The organism is Candidatus Pseudothioglobus sp. Uisw_016, from assembly GCF_048087635.1.
Lineage (GTDB): Bacteria > Pseudomonadota > Gammaproteobacteria > PS1 > Pseudothioglobaceae > Pseudothioglobus.
In genome coordinates this window covers 1,065,862-1,086,467 of record NZ_CP159806.1, presented here as the reverse complement: position 1 = coordinate 1,086,467, position 20,606 = coordinate 1,065,862, and the positions used below count along the sequence as shown (strand labels likewise).

General features: G+C 34.0%; 20 protein-coding genes and 1 other RNA gene. 10 read left to right on the top strand and 11 right to left on the bottom strand.

Going from position 1 to position 20,606, the window contains the following annotated elements:
- Nucleotides 1–113 precede the first annotated feature (113 nt).
- Together ABXT69_RS05450 and ABXT69_RS05445 are read left to right on the top strand one after the other, a co-directional pair.
- A complete protein-coding gene (locus tag ABXT69_RS05450; protein WP_416677190.1) occupies nucleotides 114–905 on the top strand; it encodes a 2OG-Fe(II) oxygenase in 792 nt (263 codons plus the stop codon).
- Nucleotides 906–1,015: 110 nt separating this feature from the next.
- A complete protein-coding gene (locus tag ABXT69_RS05445) occupies nucleotides 1,016–1,327 on the top strand; it encodes a DUF6172 family protein (RefSeq protein WP_416677189.1) in 312 nt (103 codons plus the stop codon).
- Nucleotides 1,328–1,337: 10 nt separating this feature from the next.
- Here the strand turns inward: ABXT69_RS05445 and guaB are convergent, their stop codons facing one another.
- The 11 genes from guaB to ABXT69_RS05390 all read right to left on the bottom strand — a co-directional run bounded on the left by guaB (nucleotide 1,338) and on the right by ABXT69_RS05390 (nucleotide 12,697).
- Nucleotides 1,338–2,798 (bottom strand): IMP dehydrogenase, encoded by a 1,461-nt coding sequence (gene guaB / locus ABXT69_RS05440; RefSeq protein ID WP_416677187.1) that lies wholly within the window; start codon nucleotides 2,796–2,798, stop codon nucleotides 1,338–1,340.
- A 17-nt stretch (nucleotides 2,799–2,815) separates the two neighbouring features.
- Nucleotides 2,816–3,466 (bottom strand): TIGR04211 family SH3 domain-containing protein, encoded by a 651-nt coding sequence (locus ABXT69_RS05435; RefSeq protein WP_416677186.1) that lies wholly within the window; start codon nucleotides 3,464–3,466, stop codon nucleotides 2,816–2,818.
- Nucleotides 3,467–3,547: 81 nt separating this feature from the next.
- On the bottom strand, nucleotides 3,548–6,295 hold the full coding sequence (locus ABXT69_RS05430; protein WP_416677185.1) for a valine--tRNA ligase: 2,748 nt from the start codon (nucleotides 6,293–6,295) through the stop codon (nucleotides 3,548–3,550).
- Between the two features lie 74 nt (nucleotides 6,296–6,369).
- Entirely contained in the window at nucleotides 6,370–6,954 is a 585-nt protein-coding gene (gene recR, locus ABXT69_RS05425) for a recombination mediator RecR (protein ID WP_416677184.1), read from the bottom strand.
- 20 nt (nucleotides 6,955–6,974) lie between these two features.
- Entirely contained in the window at nucleotides 6,975–7,280 is a 306-nt protein-coding gene (locus tag ABXT69_RS05420; protein WP_416677182.1) for a YbaB/EbfC family nucleoid-associated protein, read from the bottom strand.
- Nucleotides 7,273–8,907, bottom strand: coding sequence for a DNA polymerase III subunit gamma/tau (gene dnaX / locus ABXT69_RS05415; protein ID WP_416677180.1), 1,635 nt, complete (start codon nucleotides 8,905–8,907; stop codon nucleotides 7,273–7,275). Before dnaX ends, ABXT69_RS05420 begins: the two co-directional genes overlap by 8 nt.
- Nucleotides 8,908–8,936: 29 nt before the next feature.
- Nucleotides 8,937–9,032: signal recognition particle sRNA small type (gene ffs / locus ABXT69_RS05410), an RNA gene on the bottom strand.
- A gap of 102 nt (nucleotides 9,033–9,134) precedes the next feature.
- Nucleotides 9,135–9,971: an aminotransferase class IV gene (locus tag ABXT69_RS05405; RefSeq protein ID WP_416677178.1), complete on the bottom strand. Its 837-nt coding sequence runs from the start codon at nucleotides 9,969–9,971 to the stop codon at nucleotides 9,135–9,137.
- A 5-nt stretch (nucleotides 9,972–9,976) separates the two neighbouring features.
- Entirely contained in the window at nucleotides 9,977–11,122 is a 1,146-nt protein-coding gene (locus tag ABXT69_RS05400; RefSeq protein WP_416677177.1) for a D-alanyl-D-alanine carboxypeptidase family protein, read from the bottom strand.
- Between the two features lie 79 nt (nucleotides 11,123–11,201).
- Nucleotides 11,202–12,338: a rod shape-determining protein RodA gene (gene rodA / locus ABXT69_RS05395; RefSeq protein WP_416677175.1), complete on the bottom strand. Its 1,137-nt coding sequence runs from the start codon at nucleotides 12,336–12,338 to the stop codon at nucleotides 11,202–11,204.
- A complete protein-coding gene (locus ABXT69_RS05390; RefSeq protein ID WP_416677173.1) occupies nucleotides 12,335–12,697 on the bottom strand; it encodes an MTH938/NDUFAF3 family protein in 363 nt (120 codons plus the stop codon). The genes rodA and ABXT69_RS05390 overlap by 4 nt, the downstream gene beginning before the upstream one ends.
- 155 nt (nucleotides 12,698–12,852) lie before the next feature.
- Between ABXT69_RS05390 and gltX the strand changes: the two genes are divergently transcribed.
- From gltX to ABXT69_RS05350, 8 genes are all read left to right on the top strand, one after another.
- Nucleotides 12,853–14,241, top strand: coding sequence for a glutamate--tRNA ligase (gene gltX / locus ABXT69_RS05385; protein WP_416677172.1), 1,389 nt, complete (start codon nucleotides 12,853–12,855; stop codon nucleotides 14,239–14,241).
- A gap of 31 nt (nucleotides 14,242–14,272) precedes the next feature.
- Nucleotides 14,273–15,214 (top strand): AEC family transporter, encoded by a 942-nt coding sequence (locus ABXT69_RS05380; protein ID WP_416677170.1) that lies wholly within the window; start codon nucleotides 14,273–14,275, stop codon nucleotides 15,212–15,214.
- 133 nt (nucleotides 15,215–15,347) lie between these two features.
- On the top strand, nucleotides 15,348–15,674 hold the full coding sequence (gene trxA / locus ABXT69_RS05375; protein WP_416677169.1) for a thioredoxin TrxA: 327 nt from the start codon (nucleotides 15,348–15,350) through the stop codon (nucleotides 15,672–15,674).
- A 123-nt stretch (nucleotides 15,675–15,797) separates the two neighbouring features.
- The gene (gene rho / locus ABXT69_RS05370; protein WP_416677168.1) at nucleotides 15,798–17,060 is read left to right on the top strand and encodes a transcription termination factor Rho; all 1,263 of its coding nucleotides are present in this window, start codon (nucleotides 15,798–15,800) and stop codon (nucleotides 17,058–17,060) included.
- A gap of 40 nt (nucleotides 17,061–17,100) precedes the next feature.
- Complete coding sequence (gene lptF, locus ABXT69_RS05365) at nucleotides 17,101–18,267, top strand: LPS export ABC transporter permease LptF (protein WP_416677167.1); 1,167 nt, start codon at nucleotides 17,101–17,103, stop codon at nucleotides 18,265–18,267.
- The gene (queF, locus tag ABXT69_RS05360) at nucleotides 18,260–18,646 is read left to right on the top strand and encodes a preQ(1) synthase (protein WP_416677165.1); all 387 of its coding nucleotides are present in this window, start codon (nucleotides 18,260–18,262) and stop codon (nucleotides 18,644–18,646) included. Before lptF ends, queF begins: the two co-directional genes overlap by 8 nt.
- Nucleotides 18,643–19,782 carry a polynucleotide adenylyltransferase PcnB gene (gene pcnB / locus ABXT69_RS05355; protein ID WP_416677164.1) on the top strand — a complete coding sequence of 380 codons (1,140 nt, stop codon included), beginning with the start codon at nucleotides 18,643–18,645 and terminating at the stop codon, nucleotides 19,780–19,782. Before queF ends, pcnB begins: the two co-directional genes overlap by 4 nt.
- Nucleotides 19,761–20,594, top strand: a complete 834-nt coding sequence (locus tag ABXT69_RS05350; RefSeq protein WP_416677162.1) for an SDR family NAD(P)-dependent oxidoreductase — start codon at nucleotides 19,761–19,763, stop codon at nucleotides 20,592–20,594. Before pcnB ends, ABXT69_RS05350 begins: the two co-directional genes overlap by 22 nt.
- The last annotated feature ends 12 nt before the right edge of the window (nucleotides 20,595–20,606 follow it).

Genomic DNA, 20,606 nt, shown 5'->3' with positions numbered 1-20,606 from the left:
CTTTTAAATTGTTGTTTAATTATCTATTAACATAAAGGTTGAATACAACAAATTATCTTTATTGGTTGCATATATAATTATTTTTATAATGAAAGTTAAATACTTAATTTGTGATGATAAATAAAAATAAATTATCAGCTATTATCGATATAGATAAGCATCCAATTAATAGCTCTATTTATAGGACTGAGTGTAAAAGAAAATTAGATAATGAAGGGGTGCTTGTTCTTACAGATTTTCTTTTAAAGGATACAATCAAAAAAATTCTTAAAGAGGCTAATAAACAGGAGGATTTAGCTTATTACTGTGTTAATAAACATAATGTTTATTTAGAGCCTTCAGATCCTAGTTTTCAAGATAGTCACCCAAGAAATAAAACCGTGATATCTTCAAAAGGATGTATCACTGATAATCAAGTTCCAAGTGACTCTTATTTAAGGTTTCTTTATAATTCGAAAAGTTTTAAAGAGTTTCTTTGCGAGGTTTTAAGCGAAGAAGCATTATATAAATATGATGACGAATTATCTTCAATAAATATTCATTATGCTAAAGAAGGGCAGGAGCTAGGTTGGCACTTTGATAACTCTTCTTTTGCGATTACATTGTTAATACAAAAGCCCATATCTGGAGGGAGGTTTGAGTACATTCGTGATTTTAGAAACTCTTTTAATAATGAAAATAATTATGATCAAGTTTCGCATTTATTAGATAACAGATGCTCACCTAACAAATTAAAAATAGAAAATGGTTCACTTGTTTTATTTCGAGGTAAAAACGCTATACACCGAGTAACACCGACAGAAGGAGATTTGACAAGAGTGTTGTCGGTTTTAGCTTACAATTCTGAGCCTGATGTAAAGCTTTCAGAGTCAGCAAGAATGACTTTTTTTGGAAAATTATATTAAGCATTATGATTAATAATCAAAAAGGTTTACTGTGTTGTTAAAGTAACTTAACCACTATGCGCTTATTTAATTAAAATACACTCTTTTTAAACATTTCTAGTAATTCAATAATGAAAAAGACATTTGAATTGATTCATCCTAAAATTAAACCAGCTAGACTTATCGAGGCAGCTAGGCGTGACGTTAAAAAATATTTAAAGAGAGAGAATAGAAAATTACTTCCTGATGATTTTGATTGTTGGAATTTTGATTGCAAGTTTGGCCCTTCAGAAGAAAAGGCCGAGGTTATTTTATCTTCTGAAATAAGTAAGTGCATCAGTGAGGCAGAAGCAGAGAGCTTGAAATCATTTTACTTAGAGATTCTTGCTAAACCAGGCCACAAGAAAAGTTTTGCTAAGCTTAAGGCTTTTGACGAAGAATAAAAACTTTACTCTATTGATGGTAGTTTGGTGCTTCCTTAGTAATTGAAACATCATGAACATGAGATTCTGTCATGCCGGCTGCAGTAACTTGAACGAATTGAACCTTTGTTCTCATTGCTTCAAGGTTTTTACAGCCAGTATAACCCATAGATGATCTTATGCCTCCGACCATCTGATGAATAATAGGCCGTATAGACCCTTTGAAAGGGACTCTTCCTTCTATACCTTCAGGAACTAGTTTTTCAGCTGCAAGTTCGGCTTGAAAGTATCGATCTGAAGAGCCATGAGCTTGACCCATTGCACCAATTGAGCCCATGCCCCTATATGCTTTATAAGACCTTCCTTGAAATAGTTCAACCTCTCCAGGTGACTCTTCGGTTCCTGCAAGCATAGAGCCAAGCATAACGCAGTGTGCTCCAGCTGCAAAGGCTTTAGCTGCATCACCAGAGAAACGAACGCCTCCATCAGCAATTACTGTCACATTGGTTCCTTTAAGGGCATCAGCAATATCAGAAATTGCGCTAATTTGAGGAACCCCAACGCCTGCAACAATTCTAGTTGTGCATATACTTCCTGGCCCAATTCCAACTTTTACACTATCAGCCCCAGCTTTAACAAGATCTAGAGCAGCTTCTGCGGTTGCAATGTTCCCAGCAATAATTTCTAAATTAGGAAAGTCTTTTTTTGTTTTGATGACGCGATCGATTACGCCTTGTGAATGACCATGTGCAGTGTCAATAACTATAATATCGACGCCAGCCTTTACCAGGGCGCTAATACGGTCTCCTGTTCCTTTTCCAACACCAACTGCAGCTGCAACAATTAGTCTCTCTAAATCATCCTTTGCAGCTTTTGGAAAGTCACTGGTTTTCTTAATATCACTAACGGTAATCATTCCACCTAATTTAAATTTTTTATCTGTAACTAAAACTCTCTCAATGCGATGTTTTTGAAGAAGCTTACGGACGGTTTCCATAGAGGTGCCCTCTACAACAGTAATAAGTGATTTCTGAGGAGTCATTACATTTTCAACAATCTCATCAAGGCGAGTTTCAAATAAAACATCACGACTGGTAATGAGGCCAACTAAGATGTTATTTGAGACAACTGGTAATGCTGAAATACCATGTTGAGCTTGAAGAGCAAATACGTCTTTAATACTTGCAGATGGATCAATACTAATAGGATCCCTGATGATTCCAGACTCGAAACGTTTTACTTTTCTTACTTCTCTAGCTTGCGCTTCAATAGACATATTTTTATGAATTACTCCCATACCACCTTCTTGAGCGATTGCAATAGCAAGCTTACCTTCAGTAACTGTATCCATTGCAGCAGAGATGATAGGTGTATTTAACGTGATTAGATTGGTAAGCTTTGATGTTAAGTCAACTTCTTTTGGGAGCACTTCAGAGTGAGCAGGGACTAGTAATATGTCATCAAAGGTAAGCGCTTTTTTTAATTCTTTCATTTAGTTCTCCTAATTTTTTAGTACCGTCTTCTATTAAAAAGGCCAGGGATGATAAAACCAATTATCATTCCAAAGAAAAGTACTATTGCACCAACTATGAACCAATTTCTAGAGCTGGTGTCTTTTTGAATTTGAGTATTATTTTCTGCCAATTGAAGCTCTGTTTTCAGTTGAAGTTTTTCTTGAATATGTTTTTCATTTTCATGTTCTAGTTTTAAGGCATCTTGATAAATTTGTTCAATATGCTCCTTTTCAGCCTTTGATTTTGAGCTCTGAATGACTAAATCTGTATTTTCTTGTTTTAAAGTTAAAAGTTCGGTCTCTAAGACTTCTTTTTCACTAGTAAGTTTGGATAATAATAGTTTGTTAGCGTTATACGTTCTTGTGAGTTTTTTAAGCTCTTCACGCGCAGGAGGCTCATTTGATATATAAAAAGATTTAATCCATCCAATAGTGTCATCAAACTGAACTTGAGCCCATCCATCTTCAGTGCTTTGCAATAAAGAAAGTTCGGTCCCAGATGGAAGCAGACGAATTATATTTTGTCCAAAGCTTTGATCAGACCTTATAGGAATATCTAGTTGGTCAGTAATGTAGACAAATGATTCTGCACTAACTTTAAAAGTTAGAAGAATGAGGATCAATAATGTTGATATATATTTGTTCATATTAGATTTTATCAGTATTCTATCTTGCTTAGATTCTTAAAAATGTTTTTTCCATGATTTTTCAATGAATTACAGTACATTTCAGAGTAAAGAGATTTTTTCAAGTTGCGACTCCATATCTTGTAATGCCTTTTCAACAGTAGCAAGTTTATCTTGTTCTTTTTTAACTACAGCTTCAGGGGCGCCGCTTATAAATTTCTTGTTGTTTAGTTTTCCTGAGAATTGAGCTTTAAGTTTTATTAATTTATCAATTTCTTTATTAAGTCTGTCTTTTTCAGCATCTTTGTTGATAAGACCTGCTAAAGGAATTAAAATTTTCATTTTTCCAACTAGTGCAATTGCTGACTCAGGCTCTTCTTTATTCGCCTCTATGAGTTCAATACTGTCTAATTTAGCAAGGGTAAAGATGATTGATTTATTATTTTCAATGTAATTTTTTTCTTTGGAATTAAAGCTCTTAATAAAGCACTGCAAAGGCTTTCCAGGAGAAATATTCATTTCGCCTCTGATTTTTCTAATACCTAAAATAAATTCTTTCAGCCATTCGACCTCAGATTCTGCCTCATTATTAAAAAGAGCCTCCTCAGCCTCAGGAAAGGACTGCGAAATAAGCTTTTCATCAGAGTTACTATGAAGCTTTTGAGATTGTTCAAAAATTTCTTCTGTGATAAAAGGGATAATTGGGTGTAATAAGACTAAAGTTTCTGACAAAACTTTTAAAAGAGTCGCTTCACAGCCTTGTTTTGTCTTATTATTTTCTAGCAGTGGTTTTGAGAGCTCTAAGTACCAGTCACAATAATCATGCCAAACAAATTCATATAGAGTTTGACTCATCAAATCTAATCGATAATCAGCCAAATGTTTTTCAACTTCAATTTTTGTATGCTGAAGCCTGGATAGTATCCATTTATCTTGATTAGACAACACAGCATTAACATTAATTGATTTAGATTCAAGGTTTATCAGGACAAAGCGTGAAGCATTCCAAAGTTTATTACAAAAATTTCGATAGCCTTCAACCCTTTTTAGATCAAATTTAATATCTCGACCAAATGATGCTAGAGCAGCAAAGGTAAAACGTATTGCATCAGTTCCAAAGGCAGGAATCCCATCAGGGAACTCTTTTTTAGTTTGTTTTTGAATTTTTTCAGCTAATTTTGGTTGCATCATTCCTTGAGTTCTTTTCTCAAGAAGATCATTAAGCGAAATGCCATCAATCAAGTCAATAGGATCTAATACATTGCCCTTAGATTTACTCATTTTTTGGCCATTGCCGTCCTTAATAAGACCGGTAATATAAATATCTTTAAAGGGTACATCTTTAGCAAATTTTAGCCCAAACATAATCATACGAGCTACCCAGAAAAATATGATATCAAAGCCAGTAACAAGAACGCTAGTTGGATAGAAGCGAGATAATTCAGGGGTTTTTTCTGGCCACCCTAAAGTAGAAAAAGGCCATAATGCAGAAGAGAACCAAGTATCTAAAACATCTTCATCTTGCTCTAAATCAACTCCAATACCAGCCTGAGCTTGAGCTTCTTCAAGGTTATTTGCTACATAGAATTTACCTTCTTTGTCATACCAAGCAGGTATCCGGTGTCCCCACCAAATTTGACGGGAAATACACCAATCTTCGATATTGTCCATCCAATTGAAATAAGTCTTATTCCAGTTTTCAGGAACAAATCGAATATCACCGTTTTTTACAGCATCTATAGCAGGCCCTGCTAAAGGCTTAACTTTTACAAACCATTGGTCTGTCATGTATGGCTCAATAATACTATTAGTTCTGTCACCCCTTGGCACCATAAGAGTGTGCGGATCAATCTTTTCAATTAAATTTTGACTTTCAAGATCTTTAACAACCTCTTTGCGAGAATCAAAACGGTCAAGCCCTTGATATTTATCAGGAGCGTTAATGTTTATGCTGGCATCATCAGTTAATATATTGATAATTTCAAGGCTATGTCTTTGTCCAATTTCATAATCATTAAAATCATGGGCAGGAGTAATTTTTACGCACCCTGTTCCAAATTCCATATCCACATAGTCGTCAGCAATAATTGGGATTTTTCTGTTGGAAAGAGGAAGGTCTATAAACTTACCAATAAGGTGTTGGTAGCGAGTATCTTCGGGATGAATTGCAACGGCTGTGTCTCCAAACATGGTCTCTGGTCTTGTTGTAGCAACAACCAATACTTCATCAGATTCTGCAACTTGATATCTGATATGCCATAAAAAACCTTGCTCCTCAGTACTGATGACTTCTAAGTCAGATACTGCAGTTAAAAGAATAGGATCCCAGTTAACTAGTCTTTTCCCTCTATAGATTAGGCCTTCATTATAAAGGTCGATAAACACTTTCTGAACTGCCTTAGATAGAGGTTCGTCCATTGTAAAACGTTCTCGCTCCCAGTCAACTGAAGCACCTAAACGCCTCATTTGGGAAGTTATAGTGCCGCCAGATTTAGACTTCCAGTCCCAGATTTTTTCTGTAAATTTCTCACGACCTAAGTCGTGCCTGGAAATATTCTCAAGTCCAAGCTGTCTTTCGACTACCATTTGAGTTGCAATGCCCGCATGATCTGTGCCAGGCTGCCACAAGGTTTGTTTACCTTTGCTTCGATTATATCGAGTGTATACATCCATAATTGTGTGCTGAAAAGCATGGCCCATATGAAGGCTACCAGTTACATTTGGAGGGGGGAGGACGATGCTATATGAATCTTTACTAGCTGAATTTGCTTTTGAAGAGAAGAGGTCGCCTTGTTCCCATAAATCACGATATTTTTGTTCGATTAGCTCTGGGTTGTATGTTTTTTCCATGAAGGCGAGGTGTCAGATATAACTTACATATTATACAATAATTACTCGAGTCAAAATAAGGCTTTAAGGGCTAGTTAATCGTAATCTTTCCGGCCTGAAAGAGCATGTGCAATTGTATTAATATCTGTGTATTCAAGCTCACCTCCAAGTGGTATTCCGTGAGCAATTCTAGTTGTCTTTACTTGATATTTTTTAGCTAAATTATGAATATAATGAGCAGTTACTTCGCCTTCAATTGTCGCATTAGTTGCTAAAATTATTTCACTAATATCACTTTTACTAAGAAGTTCCTCTAATTCATTTAAACCTAGTTCAGCTGCGCCAATACCATCGATTGGCGAAAGATAGCCACTAAGCACAAAATACTTCCCAGTATAGACACCACTCTGCTCGATAACATGAATATCTGATGGGGTTTCAACAACACACAGCTGAGAATTATCTCGTGAAATATTAGAGCAGATTTCACAAATATTTTTTTCAGTCAAAGTTCGGCATTTTTCACAGTTTTTAACATTTTCCATTGCGTCTGTTAGGGCTTTGGCTATTTCTAAACCTCCTGGCCTATCTCTTTCTAAAAGATGGTATATAAATCTCTGAGCAGTCTTTGATCCAACACCTGGTAATTTACTGAAGGCTTTGTTAAGTTTTTCAATCATAATTATTATTTAGTAGAGAGCTAGAAGGGAAGATTTAAACCGCCAGTCACATTTTTCATTTTATCTTTAGATGCGCTATTGACTTTTGAAGATGCGTCATTAAAGGCGATCATAATTAAATCTTCAAGCATTTCTTTATCTGTTAATAGCGAATTATCTATATTAATGCTAGTAACTTTATATTCTCCATTTAATATAATTTTAATGGAGCCAGAAGCTGAAATGCCTTCACAAGTCATAAATTTAATTTCTTCTTGTGCAGCCTCCATGTCTTCTTGCATTTGCTTTGCTTTTTGCATCATCCCTGCCATTCCACCCTTAAACATTATCAGACTCCTTTATGGATTTAATAGACTTAACATCTACTTGAGAATTAAATACCTCTTGAAGTTCTTTAAGCCCATCATCATTTAAAAATTGATTTTCTTTCTGTTTGCGTTTTTCTTCACTTTTTACAGATTCTTTTTGAGATAGGGAGCTTCCATTAGTTGAGCCTGGATTAATAACCAGTGTTATTCCAGAATAGTCTTCATTTAGTGTTTTTTCAATTGAGCTTTGTGTGTTTTGTGTAAGTAAATTAACAAAGTCATCGCTTAATGTAAGTGTAAGAATTTGGTCTTTATGAGAGTCAAATACTGTATTTTTAACAAGCATTTTTGCAGCACCATCAAAACCTAACTCAGTAATAATTTTTTCCCAGTCATTTTGAGATTTTACGTTGAGTTGGTTTTCTATTGCTTGAATACTTTTTCCCCCCACTTTGATTGGCAACTTGTCTTTAGTCAGTGGATTACCTTGGATTTTTTCTTTAGGGGGCTCTTTATTAATGGTATTGCTGCTTTGAGATGATTTCAGAGTTTTTTTTTCAGCCTGACTATCAGGATGAAATGCAATCATTCTTAATAAAGTCATCTCAAGTCCAATTTGTTCACTTGGAGAGTGGCGCATATCTTTTTGGCCATTAATTGCAATCTGATAATAAAGCTGCAAATCTTGTGCTGAAATAATACTTGCAAGTTCATTTATTTCTGAAGAGATTTGTTTCGGATCATCAACCATTTGAGTTGTTGCAATTTTATGAAACAGCGAGGTTAAATCATTAAGAGTATTAGTTAGATTTTCTCCTTTATGTGCAAGCTCTTTTATAAATAATAAGACCTCTTGAGCATCTCTATTGATTACCAATGAGGCAAGCTGAACAATTTCATTATGACTAACGAGTCCAAGCATTGCTTTTAGATCATCCTCTTTAACAGTCCCATTTCCATAGGATATTGATTGATCTAAAAGGCTAAGAGCATCTCGCATTGACCCATTTCCAAAATCAGCAATCTTAGATAGTGCTTCGTCTTCAAATTTCAGATTTTCTGCACCCATGATAAATTTAAGATGATTAAAAATTTCATCATGAGAAAGCTTATTCAAGTTAAATTGAAGGCAGCGAGATAGAATGGTAATTGGTAATTTTTTTGGATCAGTTGTTGCCAATAAAAATTTAATATGTTTTGGCGGCTCCTCTAAGGTTTTTAAAAGCGCATTAAAGCTGCTTTTAGAAAGCATATGAACCTCATCAATGAGGTAAATTTTATATAGGTTTTTAGTGGGGGTGTATTGAGCATTTTCAAGAATTTCTCTCATATTATCAACGCCAGTATGAGAGGCAGCATCAAGTTCAATGAGGTCTACAGATTGACCCTTGTCAATTTCTAAACAAGTTTCGCATTTTCCACATGGTTTAGAGCTTACACCATTTTCACAGTTGACTGATTTCGCAAAAATTCTTGCAATAGTCGTTTTACCAACTCCACGAGTACCAGTAAACAAAAATCCATGGTGAAGATTATTGCTGTCAAGGGCATTTACAAGAGTTCTTACGGTATGAGTTTGACCAACAAGCTCTTTAAAGTTATGAGGCCTGTATTTTCTTGCTAAAACTTCGTAGTGTTCGCTCATTACTTTTTATTTTATTATATTTAAAGTGGCGCCGAGAATAGAGTCCAACACATAAAAGAATTATTACCGTTGCTCCCTTCCAGGCCTGGCGGGGTTCATAACTATTTATTGTCGGCATACCCTCGACACCATTTTTAATTTTACTTGAATTGGTTATTCTAATTATTTAATATTCGATCTTTAGAGTAATTTAGTTGATTTTTGAGAGATTTATGATTATCTTATATTTAGGCTGTTTTTAAGAGCTGATATTGGTCATAAATTAATGACCATATTGGTCCAGAAAGACCAGAATTAATAATATTATTATCAACTGAGGTGATTGGGAGAATTTCTCTTGTTGAGCTAGTAATCCAGACTTCATCAGCTTCCATTAATTGCTCTTTACTAAATGTAGTTTCGTTTACTTTAATATCAAGTTTTTTAGCAAGTGAAATAGTAATATCTCGAGTAATACCTGGAAGAATATTTCGTCCTTTTGGGTGCGTATAAATGCAGTTATCTTTTACAATAAAGACATTAGAGCTTGAGGCCTCTGTAACAATACCATCTCGTAGGAGAATTGCCTCTTCTGCATTATTTTCTTTAGCCTCTTGAGCATAAAGGGTATTTGCCAAAAGCGAAGTTGCCTTAGTATTACTTTTTAACCACCTTATATCTTCTCTTGTGATAGCTGATTTGCCTTTAAAAAGAGAATTTTTCTCTCTAGGTCCAATCAAACTTGATTGAATGTATATAGTTGGATCTAATTCATCATAGGTATGTTTTCTGTTCTGATCACAGCCCCTTGATATTTGTAAATAAATTGCTTGATTAGCATTTTTAATATTAAAGGATATTATTTTTTTTATTAGGCTTTTCCAGTCATCGTTGCTATGGGGGTTTTTAATGTTTATGGCATCAAGTCCGTCTTGAAGTCTCGAAAGATGTGCTTCAAAACCAATGATTTTTTTGTCATAGACTGGAAATACCTCATAAACTCCATCTCCAAAGAGAAAGCCTCTGTCCATTACTGAAATATATGCCTTTTCTTTTGGAATAAAATTACCGTTTAGATATACCATTTATGTTATCTAAACATAAGCTTAATCGTGTCAATCATTTTAGTAAAGATACCACCTTCAGTTGCATCTTCAAGGGCTATAAGTGGGAGGGTTGCAATATCTTCATTACTGAAGCTTATTACGAGTGTTCCTACTTGGTCTCCTATATTAATGGGTGCAATTAAATCACTAGAAAGATTAATAGTTTGGGTGGTATATTTGAATTGGTTTCGCGGTAATGTTAAAAAGCTTGTATCGGAAACTCCTACCTTAATATTTGCCTGTTTTGATTTATACAAAGGTACTTGATGAGAAATATCATTAACTGACTGCGTTTCAAAAAAACGAAAACCATAGTCTAAAAGTTTTTCTGTTTCAGCGGTGCGAATATCAGAGCTTTCTGAACCGAGCACAACCGAGATAAGCCTCATACCAACTCTATTCGCACTTGTTACTAGGCAATATCCCGCTTTTTTAGTCCAGCCAGTTTTTAATCCATCGACAGTGCTATCCCTTGATAAAAGTTTATTTCTGTTGGGCTGAGTGATGTTGTTGTATGTAAATTCTTTCTCGCTATACCATTTGTAATAATCTGGAAATTCTCTAATCATTGCGCTTGAAAGAATAGCCATATCTTTTGCAGTTGAGTGTTGATTTTCATGTGGAAGTCCTGAGGAATTCTCAAAGTTAGAATTTTTCATTCCAATTTGCTCTGCATAGTCATTCATAAAGAGAACAAACGTACCTTCTGACCCAGCTACATGCTCAGCTAAAGCAACAGAGGCATCATTTCCAGATTGAATTATCATTCCTTTAAGCAAGTCTTCAAGTTTGATCATTTTTCCAACTTCAATAAAACTTCTTGATCCGCCAGTTTTCCATGCTTTTTCACTTATTTTTACTTCTTCATCGAGAGTAATAAATCCCTCTTTAAGTCTTTTAAAGATGACATATGAAGTCATCAGCTTTGTAAGGCTTGCAGGTGGCCTCATTTCATTCTCATTATGTGACGCAAGTATTTTGCCAGAATTGTGATCCATTACGACGAAAGCTTCTGCAGCAATTGCAGGAGCATCAGGGATATAAAAACGAGGTTCCTCAGCATTTACGTTTGTTAAAAATAGTATTAAAAAGGCTGATTTAAGGAGCAAAGTAAAAGAATTGATTTTCATAAAGTTATTTTTTAATAAATTATATAAAGTTTTAAATTGGAAAAAATATTGTTTAAGTTATGTATTTAATTATAACTAATTACTGTAAATACCTTCGGCCTTTATGTTTATGAATTGACATAATAATACCAAAACTTGCCATAAGAGTTATAAGTGATGAGCCTCCATAACTTATTAGAGGGAGGGGGACTCCAACCACAGGAAGGAGGCCTGAAACCATGCCAATATTAACAAAAATATATGTAAAGAATACAAACGTTAGGCTAGCGCCCAATAATCTTGAAAAGTTGTCTTCACATCTTAGAGATAAGATAAGGCAGCGATAAATTATGAGTGAGTAGATTATTATTAATAATAAAACTCCAAGAAACCCAAGCTCTTCTGCTAAAACTGAAAAAATAAAATCAGTAGATTGCTCTGGAACAAAGTCAAGTTGTGATTGAGAGCCCTTTGTAATACCTTTACCAGTAAAGCCTCCCGAACCAATTGCAATTTTTGACTGAATAATGTGATAACCAGAGCCTAATGGATCAGACTCTGGATTGAATAGAGTTAAAATTCTTCTTTTTTGATAGGCTATCAAAAAATAATTCCATGCTAAAAATAAGGAGCCACCCAGCAAGCTTGAAAGAAGTATAAGGTTTAGCCATTTGCTTTTTAATAACATCACTCTTACGCCGGAAAAAAATAAAACATAAACCCCAGAGGCGCCTATTAATAAAGAGGTTCCCAGATCAGGCTGCCTAGCAATAAGCAGAACAACTAACCCAATTGCTAGCATTGAATTTGCGACTGGAAGAGGGCGAGGAGGTAAAGTTTTTTCACTTAAGATTGCAGCAATTGTCATTGGCACAATAATCTTCATCAATTCTGAAGGTTGAAATTTTACTAATCCAAGGTCTAGCCATCTCTGAGCGCCTCCTCCAGAACTGCCAAAAAAAAGAACTGATATTAGTAGAAAAATACCTAGAATCATGAGTATGGGAGCTGATCGAAGCATAATAATTGGCGGAATTTGAGCAATAACAAGCATTACGGAAGTTGCTAAACCAAGGTGAACTAATTGACGATAGACTAGGTTTAAAGAGCCACCAGAGCTGCTGTAAAGAATTAGTAGCCCAAAAGATGAGAGCAAAATAATTAATATTAATAGAGGCGTATCAATTTTAAAAAACCTATAAAATTTGCCTATTGTTTTGAATAAATAAGAAATCATAGAATTAATACACCAACTTTCCTTAAGTCTCCAAGAAGTAAATTAAAACTAGAGCATGCAGAAATATTATTCATACATTCAACACCTAAATTAATTTCTGATAATGACATTTGCTGCTTTGGAGATAGAAAAATTGGACTACTACCAGTTCCAATTATTAAAAGATCAATTGACTCTTTTGATAAAAGTGGAAATAGAAATTCTTTATTAACTTCATCTAAGTTTAAAGCTGATAGCTCCTTTGATTCATTTGTAGAGATAAAACAGGGTTTTTTTAGCTTTAAATGGGAGAGGGTAATTGTTAAATCATCGTATGAAATAATGGTATTTTGATTAGCATTTTGCTGAGTGAATTCCATTAATATACTTTTCTATTTGAATGTTGAGATATTATAACAGTGTAAAATTAGCTTATCATTTGATTTGATTTGGTAAGTTAATCGTATTAATCAATCTATCAATAAATGAACTATTAGTTCTAATGATATTTAAATCTACAATTCTTAAAAAATAAATGAAATCAAGATTTGCCCCTTCCCCAACTGGATATTTGCATATTGGTGGTGCTAGAACAGCTCTCTTTGCATGGCTATGGGCAAAAAAAAATAATAGTAAATTTGTGCTTAGAATTGAAGATACTGATAAGGAGAGATCAACACAAGCCTCTGTTGATGCAATTTTGGAGGGGATGGGCTGGTTAGATTTAGATTATGATGAAGGCCCAATTTATCAGAGTAACAGAACTGTTCGCTATAATGAAGTTATCTCTGAATTGCTTATAAAGGGTAAAGCGTATTATTGTGACTGCTCTATCGATCGACTAGAATTGATGCGAGAAGAGCAAATTGCAAAAAAAGAAAAGCCTAAGTATGATCAATGTTGTCGAAATAAAGGTTTAAAAAATGGTGTTATTAGATTTCTTAACCCTGTTGACGGCAATGTAAACTTTAGTGATTATGTTAAAGGTGATATAAGCATTTCTAATTCTGAATTAGATGACTTAATTATCTCAAGGTCAGATGGATCTCCAACCTATAATCTGACGGTTGTAGTCGACGACCATGATATGGCAATAGAGTGCGTTATCAGGGGTGATGATCACATTAATAATACTCCTAAGCAAATTAACCTTTATGAGGCTATGGGTTGGCCTTCCCCTAAATTTGCTCATGTACCAATGATCTTGGGCTCAGATGGATCACGCTTATCAAAAAGGCATGGAGCTCTTAATTTATTATCTTACAGGGACGAAGGTTTTTTGCCTCACGCCCTTCTTAATTATATTGTAAGGCTAGGCTGGTCGCATGGAGATCAAGAAATCTTTTCAGTTGATGAAATGATTAATCTTTTTGATCTGAGTAATATTAATAATTCACCAGCTAGCTTTAATCAAGAAAAGCTTGAGTGGATTAATCAGTCTCATATAAAAACAACTGAAACCAATGATCTTGCCTCTAATCTTAAATGGTACCTTGATCAACTAAATATTGAAATAGATAATGGACCTAATATTAATGAAGTCATTGATGTTCTTCGAGATCGCTCTAAGTCTCTAGTTGATATGGCACAAAGCTGCGCCATGTTTTATAATGATTTTAAAGAGTTTGATGCAGTTCAGGCAAATAAGGTTTTTACTAAAGAATCAAAATTAATATTAGTTGATTTATTGACTAACTTAAGTGATCTAAAATCCTGGACAGCTGAGAATATTCATTCTACTATTAAAGGTATTTGCGAAGCTAGAGATATTGGTTTTGGCAAGGTAGGACAGCCATATAGACTTGCTATTAGTGGTGATGGTAAGGCAGGAAGCGTTGATATAACCTCGCAACTTGTTGGTAAAGAAAAAACCTTGCTTCGAATACAAATGGCTATAGATTATATTGATAATATTAATTCTTAATCTTGTTCTTAGGCATATAAAAAAAGTATAAATGCTTTCAAATTTCTTTCAAATATTTTTACTTATTTCGCCAGTATTTATTCTGATAATTCTAGGCAATATACTAAGAAGAGTTGGGGTTCCTGATATATCTTTTTGGGATGTTAATGATAAGCTTGTTTATTGGGTTCTAATTCCATCTCTTTTATTTCATCATATATCTCAAATTCATTTAACTTCATCAATGATTTATAGTTATGGAGTAGTTATACTTTCTGGGTTATTTATTGTAACAATAGTATCAGTTCTAATGGGGAAGTTGCTGGGGTATTCTCCAGAGTCTTGGTCATCAATCTTGCAGGGTGCTGCAAGGCATAACGCATTTATTGCACTAGCAATTGCGGGGAGCCTTTTTGGGGATGAGGGATTAGCAATTGGAGCTGTATTTATGCTTTTATATGTTCCTAGTATCAATATTGTTGTTATTTCTATTATGGTTTCTAACTTAAAGCAGCCTGGAAAGACCGATACTGCAAAAGGAATAGCTAGCATATTTATTGAATTGATAAAAAACCCATTCATACTTGCAATGATTGCTGGGTTATTTGTATCATTAATAGAATCAGATGAACTAATTATTGTTTATGAAACTTCTGGTCTTCTTGGCTCTGCAGCATTACCAATAATGCTTCTAACAATTGGTGCGAAGATCAAAGTAAGAGATCTTGCTTTAAAAATTACTCCAATCATTATTTCTAATTCTCTCAAATTGATAGCATTTCCTATAATTGCGTATATTGTTGCAACATTTATTGGATTAAGTCAGTTAGAGGTTGTTGTTGCAGTTATCTTTGCATCTGTTCCAACTGCTGCATCATCTTACGCATTAGCAAAACAATTTGGTGGCGATGAGGAGCTGATGACCAGTATTGTTACTACTCAGGTCGCTTTATCGTTTATTACAATTCCATTACTTCTATCTTTCATAGCCTAGATATATTGTTGCCAACATAGCAATATTTTTATAGGTAACTATCTTTTTAAAATAATAAATTTTCTTGTAAGAACTGTTATAATAAACTGTAGAAACATTTCTATCTCATTTTTACTTTCCAATTTTTAAATACATGAACGACAAAATTAAAGTAGTCAGTGATGCTTCGTTTGAGGCAGATGTAGTCAGCTCCACTCAACCAGTTTTAGTAGATTTTTGGGCCGAATGGTGTGGTCCATGTAAGGCTTTAGCCCCTATCCTTGATGAAATTGCTGATGAATATGAAGGTCGCATTACAATTGCAAAGGTCAATGTTGATGAAAATACACAGTTACCACCTAAATATGGCATAAGAGGTATTCCAACGATGCTTTTATTTAAAGATGGTGCAGTGCATGCAACAAAGGTTGGTGCTCTTTCTAAGGCAAACTTAAATGCTTTTTTGGACTCTAATATTTAATAACATCATTTAACTATATTAAACATTTTCTAAATTATTCTTCCTCTATCAAACTCAAATTAATACTAGCCTACTAACCCTGCGGCGATATGCCAATCCTCTCTAATTACTTTCAAAATTCATATGAAACTATCAGAACTTAAAATTAAAACTCCTGCCGAGCTTTTAGAGCTTGCTCAATCTCTTGGTATCGAAAATATTTCAAGAGCAAAAAAACAAACTTTAATTTTTGCAATACTAAAACATAAAGCAGATAATGATGAAGAAGTTTTAGGAGATGGTGTTTTAGACATTTTACAAGAGGGTTATGGTTTTCTTAGATCTTCAAATGATTCCTATGTGTCTGGTCCTGATGATATTTATGTTTCACCTAATCAAATTAGGCGCTTTAATTTATTAACTGGTGATGTTGTTACTGGAAAAATAAGGGCTCCAAAAAAAGGTGAAAAATATTTTGCTTTAATTAAAGTGTCAGAAGTAAATGAAGACTCTCCTGAAAATATTAGAAATCGTATCCCTTTTTCATCATTAACACCATTACATCCAAATGAAAGACTTGGCTTGGAGTTGGGTAATGGAGGCACGGAGGATATAACTGCTAGAGTAATTGATTTAGTTGCACCTATTGGAAAGGGCCAAAGAGGCTTGTTGGTAGCGCCTCCAAAGGCTGGGAAAACTATGATTTTACAAAATATTGCATCATCTATTGCAGTTAATCACCCAGAGTGTGAGCTTATTGTTCTATTAATTGATGAGAGGCCTGAAGAAGTTACTGAAATGGAGAGAACGGTTAGAGGTGAAGTCATTTCTTCAACTTTTGATGAGCCTGCAAAGCGACATGTTCAGATTGCAGAAATAGTGATTGAAAAGGCTAAAAGAAGAGCAGAGCAAGGAAAGGATGTAATTATTTTGCTTGATTCAATAACTCGTTTAGCAAGAGCCTACAATACTGTAGCTCCTTCATCAGGTAAAGTTTTAACTGGCGGTGTTGATGCAAATGCCCTTCAAAGACCTAAGCGTTTTTTTGGTGCAGCAAGGAATATTGAAAATGGTGGAAGCATAACTATAATTGCAACAGCATTAGTTGAAACTGGCTCTAAGATGGACGAAGTAATTTATCAAGAGTTTAAAGGCACCGGCAATATGGAGCTTCATCTTGAGAGAAGATTATCTGAAAAGAGAATATTTCCAGCAATTAATATCAATGCTTCTGGTACTCGTCGTGAAGAACTTATGACTGATGAGCAAGAACTACAGAAAATGTGGATTTTGAGAAAAATTCTTCACCCAATGGATACTGTAGAAGCAGCTGAATTCTTGATTGAAAGACTTCGCTTTAGTAAAACTAATGATGAGTTCTTTGATTCGATGAAGCAGAAGAAATAGTCTTTATTTACTTAGTTAGAGTATTTTATAATTTAACAAAATGCTTTTTAAAATCTTCAATTATCCAAATACTATAATTGCAAGTTACTTGCTTCGCAATTTAATAGTTTTTTTATTTGCAATATCATTTGTTATTGGTCTTTTAGTTTTTGGAAATCAATTTGTATTGACCGTTCAAGAAAGTGTAGACCATGGAATTCCTATCATGGAGCTATTACCTTTAATTGGTTATAACATGTTGCGAGATATTCCAATAATACTAGCTTTGTCCCTTTTTTTATCGATAATTATTTCAATATCACAGCTCTATAAAAATTCTGAGGCTGTAGTAATGAACTCAATAGGCCTTGGAGAAAGGAATTTTATTAGCTTTATTCAGCCTATAGTAATTTTATTATTTATTGTGATTTTCTGCCTAACAATATTTGCTGTTCCATGGGCAAAGCAACAAAAAAGTTTAGCTGAAGATCAAACAGTGAATGCCTCAGAATTTTCTTTCATTACAGAAGGAAGGTTTGAAAGTTTTAAGGATGGTGAAATTGTATTTTATGCTGCTGATTCATTAATTACCAATACTGGTGGCGAACAAAATATGGAAGAAATTTTTATTTACTCATCAGGTAATGGGAAGCCAATTATTGTCTTAGCTTCAGAGGCAAAAAAATATATGGATGATCAAAGTAAAAGTGTATATCTACGCTTAAAAGATGGAACTCGCTACGAAGGATTGCCAGGCAGTAAAAATATTAATATATTAAATTTTGACTTGTATGATTTAGAAATAATTTCAGGTGAAGTTCAAAAATCTATAAATAATTTTTCTGAAATTGAAGAAATGTCATCAATTGATTTGCTAAGTCAGAATAGCTTACTTGCAAATGCAGAGATGCAATGGCGTTTTTCTCAGCCTATTTCAATTTTACTTCTTTCAGTTTTTGGAGTTTTTTTAGGAAAATCATCCCCAAGAACTGGAAAAGGAATTAATCTTTTAATTGGGATAGTTGTTTTTATGCTCTACAATAATGGATTATTAGTAGCGAAAAACTCTATTGAGACTGGCCAATTAAGTCCAATAATTGGGATGTGGAGTATCCATTTATTTTTATTTTTAGTTTTAGTTGTTTTTTATCACTTCAGAGAGGGAAATTTCTCTTATTTTTTTGATAAAATATCTTTTTTAAATAATAGAAAAAAAAATCATGTCTAGTTCACCAAGCAAAATTTTAGAGGTTTTTGATAATCCCAATATTAAAAGAGATTTTGTAATTCGCATAGATTCATCAGAATTTACATGCCTCTGTCCTTTAACTGGACAGCCAGACTTTGCCGATATCCATATTGAATATATAGCTGATAATTTTTGTGTTGAACTTAAAGCACTAAAAAATTATTTTTGGTCTTATAGGAATGAGGGCGCTTTTCATGAAGCCGTTACTAATAAAATTCTTGATGATTTAGTTGAAGTTATGGATCCTCGTTTTATAAGATTAAAAGCTATTTTTAATGTTAGAGGTGGGGTTTATACTAATATCGAGTGTGAGCATAGAAAAGATGGCTGGAAACCTAGAGAAGTTGTGAGCTTATGACCCCAGTCCGTCAAACTGTTAGATTTGACAAAAAGCTACTTGATAAAGATGCTATAAAGGTTGTCCAGACTTTAATTAAAGCTGGATATGATGCATATTTAGTTGGTGGATGTATACGAGATTTATTGTTAGGCTATGAGCCTAAAGATTTTGATATTGCTACAAATGCAACTCCAGAACAAGTCCACAAAGTTTTTAAACGCTCAAGAATTATAGGTAGACGCTTTAGGCTAGTTCATATAATGTTTTCAGCAAGAAAATTTATTGAAGTAGCCACTTTTCGTGCAGGCAAAGTTAAAACTTCTAATAGTGGTGTGGTTGTAAGAGACAACTTCTATGGCTCACTGAAAGATGATGTATTTAGGAGAGATTTTACTGTTAATGGTCTTTATTATGATCTTGCTAACTCTGAGGTTATTGATTATGTTGGAGGCCTAGATGATTTAAAAGCTGCCGAAATTAAAATGATTGGAAGCCCAAAAGAGCGTTTTGAAGAAGATCCTGTTAGAATGATTCGTGCTGTCCGCTTCAAGGTTAAACTAAGCGCCCAATTTGAACCAGACCTTTCACAGAGTATTTCCAGTAACGCACATTTATTAGGAAATATACCCCCTGCTAGGCTTTATGAAGAAGTAATTAAATTGTTTCATAATGAAAACTCAATTGAAGTTTTTAATGAACTTTTAAATTTTGGACTATTGAAGCATTTATTCTCCCAAACTAAAGAAAGTATATTTATTAATGTCGCTTTAGAAAATACTTCTAAAAGAATTAAGAGCGGAAATTCTGTTACTCCTGCATTCATTTTTGCTGTATTTCTTTGGAGTTCATTTAATTTAAGAGTTGTTGTGACTAATAAAAAAAATAAACCTCGATTAGAGACAATGATTAATGCTGCTGAGTATGTTATTAAAAATCAAACTCAGCAAGTTATGATGCCCCGATGGCTATCAACTCGAGTAAAAGATATTTGGTTGATGCAATATCAACTTGAAAATTGTAATCCAAAAAAAGAAAGTGACCTAATTGGTAATCCACGTTTTCGCATGGCCTATGACTTTCTAGTATTACGTTCACAAAGTATTGATTTAGAATTAAAAAACAAGGCGGAACATTGGACAGCTCTTCAAAACTAAGGTCAGTTCTTATTACTGGATGCTCAAGTGGAATAGGTCTTTGCCTTGCTCATGGACTTCGCTCTGAGGGTTATCGTGTTTTTGCGAGTGCTAGAAATAATAATGACGTTGATAAACTAAAAGCTCTAGGTTTTGAGTCTTTGTTACTTGATTTGTCTTCCTCAGGCTCAATAAATGATGCCATTTCAGAACTTTATCAAAAAACTGATATTCTATATGCTTTGATTAATAATGGCGCTTATGGACAAGCTGGTGCTCTTGAGGATATTTCCCGAGACGCTTTAGAGAAGCAATTTCAAGTAAATGTTTTTGGTTGGCATGAGTTGACTAATTTAGTATTACCTAAAATGAGAAAAGAAAACGTAGGGCGAGTTATTTATATAAGCTCTGTTTTAGGGTTTGTTGCTATGCCATTTAGAGGCCCTTATATTGCATCTAAGTTCGCAATAGAAGGCCTAGTGAATACGTTAAGGCTAGAGCTAAGTAATACAAACATTAAATTTTCATTAATTCAGCCTGGACCAATAGAATCAAAATTTAGAACCAATGCTTATTTAGCTTTTAAGGAAAATGTAGACAGCTCAAAAAGTAATTATAAAGAAAAATATAACACAATGATTCAAAGGCTTGAATCAGAAAAGAATGCTCAATTTACTCTTCCACCAGAAGCTGTATTGAAGTGTGCACTTCATGCCCTAAAGTCAAGTTCACCAAAAATTCATTATCGCGTCACCTTTCCAACCAAATTATTTGCTTTTTTAGGTAGAATATTACCAAGCTCATGGATGGATAAAATTTTAAATAATGCATGAAATTAAGGTAAT

Excerpts from the sequence above, each read along its gene's own strand:
- ABXT69_RS05450 (WP_416677190.1), top strand. The coding sequence starts at position 114 with ATGATAAATAAAAATAAATTATCAGCTATTATCGATATAGATAAGCAT.
- ABXT69_RS05445 (WP_416677189.1), top strand. The coding sequence starts at position 1,016 with ATGAAAAAGACATTTGAATTGATTCATCCTAAAATTAAACCAGCTAGA.
- guaB (WP_416677187.1), bottom strand. The coding sequence starts at position 2,798 with ATGAAAGAATTAAAAAAAGCGCTTACCTTTGATGACATATTACTAGTC.
- ABXT69_RS05435 (WP_416677186.1), bottom strand. The coding sequence starts at position 3,466 with ATGAACAAATATATATCAACATTATTGATCCTCATTCTTCTAACTTTT.
- ABXT69_RS05430 (WP_416677185.1), bottom strand. The coding sequence starts at position 6,295 with ATGGAAAAAACATACAACCCAGAGCTAATCGAACAAAAATATCGTGAT.
- recR (WP_416677184.1), bottom strand. The coding sequence starts at position 6,954 with ATGATTGAAAAACTTAACAAAGCCTTCAGTAAATTACCAGGTGTTGGA.
- ABXT69_RS05420 (WP_416677182.1), bottom strand. The coding sequence starts at position 7,280 with ATGTTTAAGGGTGGAATGGCAGGGATGATGCAAAAAGCAAAGCAAATG.
- dnaX (WP_416677180.1), bottom strand. The coding sequence starts at position 8,907 with ATGAGCGAACACTACGAAGTTTTAGCAAGAAAATACAGGCCTCATAAC.
- ABXT69_RS05405 (WP_416677178.1), bottom strand. The coding sequence starts at position 9,971 with ATGGTATATCTAAACGGTAATTTTATTCCAAAAGAAAAGGCATATATT.
- ABXT69_RS05400 (WP_416677177.1), bottom strand. The coding sequence starts at position 11,122 with ATGAAAATCAATTCTTTTACTTTGCTCCTTAAATCAGCCTTTTTAATA.
- rodA (WP_416677175.1), bottom strand. The coding sequence starts at position 12,338 with ATGATTTCTTATTTATTCAAAACAATAGGCAAATTTTATAGGTTTTTT.
- ABXT69_RS05390 (WP_416677173.1), bottom strand. The coding sequence starts at position 12,697 with ATGGAATTCACTCAGCAAAATGCTAATCAAAATACCATTATTTCATAC.
- gltX (WP_416677172.1), top strand. The coding sequence starts at position 12,853 with ATGAAATCAAGATTTGCCCCTTCCCCAACTGGATATTTGCATATTGGT.
- ABXT69_RS05380 (WP_416677170.1), top strand. The coding sequence starts at position 14,273 with ATGCTTTCAAATTTCTTTCAAATATTTTTACTTATTTCGCCAGTATTT.
- trxA (WP_416677169.1), top strand. The coding sequence starts at position 15,348 with ATGAACGACAAAATTAAAGTAGTCAGTGATGCTTCGTTTGAGGCAGAT.
- rho (WP_416677168.1), top strand. The coding sequence starts at position 15,798 with ATGAAACTATCAGAACTTAAAATTAAAACTCCTGCCGAGCTTTTAGAG.
- lptF (WP_416677167.1), top strand. The coding sequence starts at position 17,101 with ATGCTTTTTAAAATCTTCAATTATCCAAATACTATAATTGCAAGTTAC.
- queF (WP_416677165.1), top strand. The coding sequence starts at position 18,260 with ATGTCTAGTTCACCAAGCAAAATTTTAGAGGTTTTTGATAATCCCAAT.
- pcnB (WP_416677164.1), top strand. The coding sequence starts at position 18,643 with ATGACCCCAGTCCGTCAAACTGTTAGATTTGACAAAAAGCTACTTGAT.